3 protein-coding genes and 1 pseudogene are annotated in these 4,235 nt (G+C 62.0%); all 4 read right to left on the reverse strand.

Translation table 11 applies throughout. The features are described from left to right. Positions 1-366: 366 nt before the first annotated feature. A pseudogene (gene pstS, locus JCM25156_RS23265) lies at positions 367-1,376 on the reverse strand (phosphate ABC transporter substrate-binding protein PstS). 236 nt (positions 1,377-1,612) lie between these two features. Then, positions 1,613-3,055 (reverse strand): mannose-1-phosphate guanylyltransferase/mannose-6-phosphate isomerase, encoded by a 1,443-nt coding sequence (locus JCM25156_RS09960; protein WP_034959238.1) that lies wholly within the window; start codon positions 3,053-3,055, stop codon positions 1,613-1,615. 135 nt (positions 3,056-3,190) lie between these two features. After that, the gene (locus JCM25156_RS09965; protein ID WP_025812965.1) at positions 3,191-3,859 is read right to left on the reverse strand and encodes a hypothetical protein; all 669 of its coding nucleotides are present in this window, start codon (positions 3,857-3,859) and stop codon (positions 3,191-3,193) included. A 189-nt stretch (positions 3,860-4,048) separates the two neighbouring features. Next, the coding region (locus JCM25156_RS23270; RefSeq protein ID WP_034959237.1) for a hypothetical protein at positions 4,049-4,235 on the reverse strand (187 nt) is incomplete at its 5' end.

Consider the following 4,235-nt stretch of genomic DNA (forward strand, 5'->3'; position numbering starts at 1 on the left):
TGGCATGGGTCTCGGCCCGGGCAAGACGCTGGCGCAGCACGCTGATCTGTCCCGACATCTCGCGCCGCATTTCCTGCATTTCATGCTGGAGGGCAAGGATCTGCGCATCCGAAGCGGATGCCGCGGATGCCTGTTGTGACAAGGATACCCCCCATATGGCTGAAGAACCAAGAAAGAACGATACAGCGGACCGGCGAATCATATTAATCATTCCGTAATGAAGGACGGGTTCATTTAGAATGACTGATCTGTTCTGTGTGTTATGTTTCCAATACAGTTTTATGAAGGTTTTATGACACCGCCAGATACAAAAAAATCCGCCCGGAGACCGGACGGATTTATTTTGTCTTTACTTGATATAACGTATTATTTGGCGCTGTCCCACTGGTGCAGGATGTCCGTCTTCACATTGGCGGGCACGGGCACGTAATCAAGACGGTAGGCCGCCGCATCCCCGTTGCCCAGCGCGTAGCCAAAGAACTTGCGCACCGCCGCGCCGTGCGTGGCCTTGCCCGTGGGCACGGGCACCAGCACATAGGTGGGGGAGACGATCGGCCATGCGCCAGCCCCCGTCGTGTCCAGCAGGTCCACGGCGAAGTGCGCGGCGTCCTTCCAGTCGGCGGCCTCGGCCGCGCGGCTGAAGCTGTCCATGCCCGGCGCGACATAGGCGCCGCTGTGGTTCTTCAGCTTGACCGTCGTCATATGCGCATTGGCGGCGAAGGCATATTCGACATAGCCGATGGCCCCTTCCGTATTGCGTACGGAGGCCGCCACGCCGTCATTCCCGCGCGCGCCGATGCCGCCGGGCCATGCGATGGAAGCCCCGGCACCCTGCCTTCATGCCATTCGGGTGATACACGGGCGAGATAGCCGGTAAAGACCGCCGTGGTGCCCGAACCATCCGCGCGGTGGACCGTGGCGATGTCGGTATCGGGCAGTTTCAGGCCGGGATTGAGTGCCGCGATCTTCGGATCGTTCCACTGCCCGATCTCGCCACGGTAGATGGCGGCCAGCGTCGGGCCATCAAGCTGGAGCTGGTTGGCCCCGATGCCCGGCAGGTTGATGACCGGCACGATCCCGCCCATGACGGTGGGAAACTGGAACAGGTGCGCGTTTTCCAGCTTCTGCGCTTCCATGGGCACATCGGATGCGCCAAAATCAACGGTGCCTGCCAGAATCTGGTTCTGCCCGGCGCTGGAGCCCACGGTCTGGTAATTCAGGTTGACGCCGACGGCACGTCCGCTATCCGCTCCCCAGGCGCCGTAAATGGGCGCGGCGAAGCTGGAGCCCGCGCCCGTGATATCGGCGGCATGCGCCATGACGGGCAGTGCGGTCGCCAGCAGGGCGCAGGTTAGGATTCGAGCAGGAAAGTACATAATACTCATGTTCTCCGACATGAAGAAAACAGACATGTCTGGCTATCCGGCAGACAGGCGGGACAGTAGATAACTGCCCGCGCAAATAAAAATGATATGTCCATGACAGTTTTATGAAGGAAATATGAACCCCCTCACCATGGTGCGAATCCCCGGAACCCGGACATGAAAAAAGGCACGGAAAGGACGGTTACCCGCCATTCCCGTGCCCTGCCGGCGCTCCATTACGTGGGGGATCAGGCGCGGCTGTACACATCCTCCAGCCTGACGATGTCATCCTCCCCCAGATAGGGGCCGGACTGGACCTCGATCAGGGTCAGGGGAATGCGACCGGGGTTTTCCAGCCGGTGAACCGCGCCAAGCGGCAGGTACACACTCTCGTTTTCGCGCACCAGGATGATTTCCTCGTTACGGGTGACCTGCGCCGTGCCTTCCACCACCACCCAGTGTTCGGCGCGGTGGAAATGCTTCTGCAGGGACAGCTTCTCCCCCGGTTCGACCACGATCCGCTTGACCTGGAAGCGCGTGCCCTCGATCAGGGATTCATAAAACCCCCATGGGCGGTAACAGCGCCGGTGGGCCGTCGCTTCCTTGCGCCCGGCCTGTTTCAGCTCCGTCACGATGGCCTTCACGTCCTGCGCATGATCGCGGTGGGCGACGAGAACCGCATCCTCGTTCACCACCACCAGCAGGTCATGCACGCCCGCCACCGCCGTCAGCACGCCATCGGTGCGGATGTAGCTGTTGGTGGAATTGTTCACGATCACATCGCCGATGGTGGCGTTGCCGTGGCTGTCCTTGGGGCTGAGTTCCCACAGCGCGTCCCAGCTACCTACATCGAACCAGCCGAAATCAACGGGAATGACGGTCATGAGCTCCGTGCGTTCCGCCACGGCGTAATCGATCGAGATGTCGGGCGAGCGGGCGAAGGCCGCCTTGTCCAGACGTTCGAAATCAAAATCCGTCTGGCGGGCCTTCACCGCTTCCCTCACGGCGCTCAGGATGGCGGGCTCGAACTTTTCCATCTCCTGCAGCATGGTGCGGGCGGTGAATACGAACATGCCGGAATTCCACAGGAACCGCCCGGATTCGACCATGCCGGCCGCGCGGACCGCATCGGGTTTTTCAACAAATTTGGCGACGGAAAAGGCCCCGTCGTAACCGGGCATGTCCGCCCCCTTTTCAATATAGCCGTAGCCGGTTTCCGCCTTGGTCGGCACCATGCCGAAGGTGACGATCCGGCCCGAACGCGCCACGCGCACGGCCAGGTCGAGCATGGGGGGCACATTCTCCGGCTTGAGCAGGGCTGCATCGGCGGCCATGACCCACAATACGGCGTCGGGGTCGGTCTCGGCCGCGAGAAGGGCGGCGACGGCGATGGCGGGGGCCGAATTACGGCCCACCGGCTCCAGCACGATACGCGGCGTGGTGATGCCCACTTCACGCAACTGCTCGGCCATGATGAAGCGGTGTTCGTTATTGCAGACGACGATGGGGGCCGAAAAACCCGGTCCATGGCTGCGCAGCGCCGTTTCCTGCACCATTGTCAGGTGCGAGACCAGCGGCCAGAACTGCTTGGGATAGGAACTGCGTGAAACGGGCCACAACCGGCTGCCGCTCCCCCCTGACAGGATCACCGGAACCACGGGGGAGGAAGGATGCCGCGCCACTGCTTGCATGATGGAGGCCACCAGTTTTACTCCTGCAAAAACATACTCATGTCATGTGCTGTAAGGTTTGATCTTAGTCCTGCTTCCTGTCGCAGGGGGCTGCCGGGCTCAGGGTGCGCCCGTGGGGGCATGGCCTCCCCCCGGCTATCTGATGTTCTGCGTGGTCGTGCGCAGGACATCAAGCGAGGCGCGAAGCTGCATCATCTGTTCATAATCCGCAATCTGCTGGCGCCGGGCAGCGAACAGGATGGCGTCAACCCGGATGACCAGCTTGCGCAGGCGCCAGAACTGTTCCTGATCGATGATCAGGGTGCGCGACATATCCTCCAGCGCGCCCACCTGCACATATTTGGTGTTATGGACCGGGTCGTCATGCAGGGCTTCGACAAAGATCGGGACAAAACACAGCGCAACCGGGCAGGCCGAAGGCTGGAAGGGGCGGGTGTCATGCCCGTCATAGGTCTTGACGCGGCTGACATCGAATTTGCGGTATTCGCGCAAAAGCCACGCCTTCTCATCAGGTGTGGCGATGCGGTCGAACTCCGCGCGGGTGATGTCCAGAAACACGCGGCGGTTTTTTATGACCGTCTGGTCATAATCCGCAAGCTGGCGGGCATAGGCCGCTTCCTCCTGCGAATGTTTCATCAGGATATTGTGCCGGGCAAAATTCTCGTCGTTATGGCTGTTCCAGTTCACGTAGCCCGCGAAACCACCCAGCAGCCCCAGCAGGACGGGCACCGCCATGCAGGTCCACCAGTGCCGCCTGACAAACGCCCCGACCGTTGCACGCCTGTCTGTCCACGCCAGATCCATCCAGCGGTTCCCCCTGTTCCCTACCCTGGCAGAAATGCGCCATGCCGCGCAGCGTTCCCTGCCGCGGGCTGGCGGGAACGTTTTTTCCAGACCTGTCACCCTAGCAGAACAGGCCCCGCCCTACCATGCGCTGAACAGGATACCGACTTCCCGCGCCCCGCCGGGCGGCCCACCCGCATGGCCCCTGCCTCAGCCGGGCGGGGCCGCGGCCAGCCGGAAGAAACGGAACCCGGCACCCGGCGCTTTGTGGCGCGCCAGCACATGGGCCAGCCGTGGCTGGGTGACGGTGGTGGCGATCCGTTCATCCATTTCCATGACGATGAACGCCTGCGCCCGCCATCGGCCGCGTTCAGGTCCATCACGCCTGCGCGGTGGT

Source organism: Komagataeibacter kakiaceti JCM 25156, from assembly GCF_000613305.1.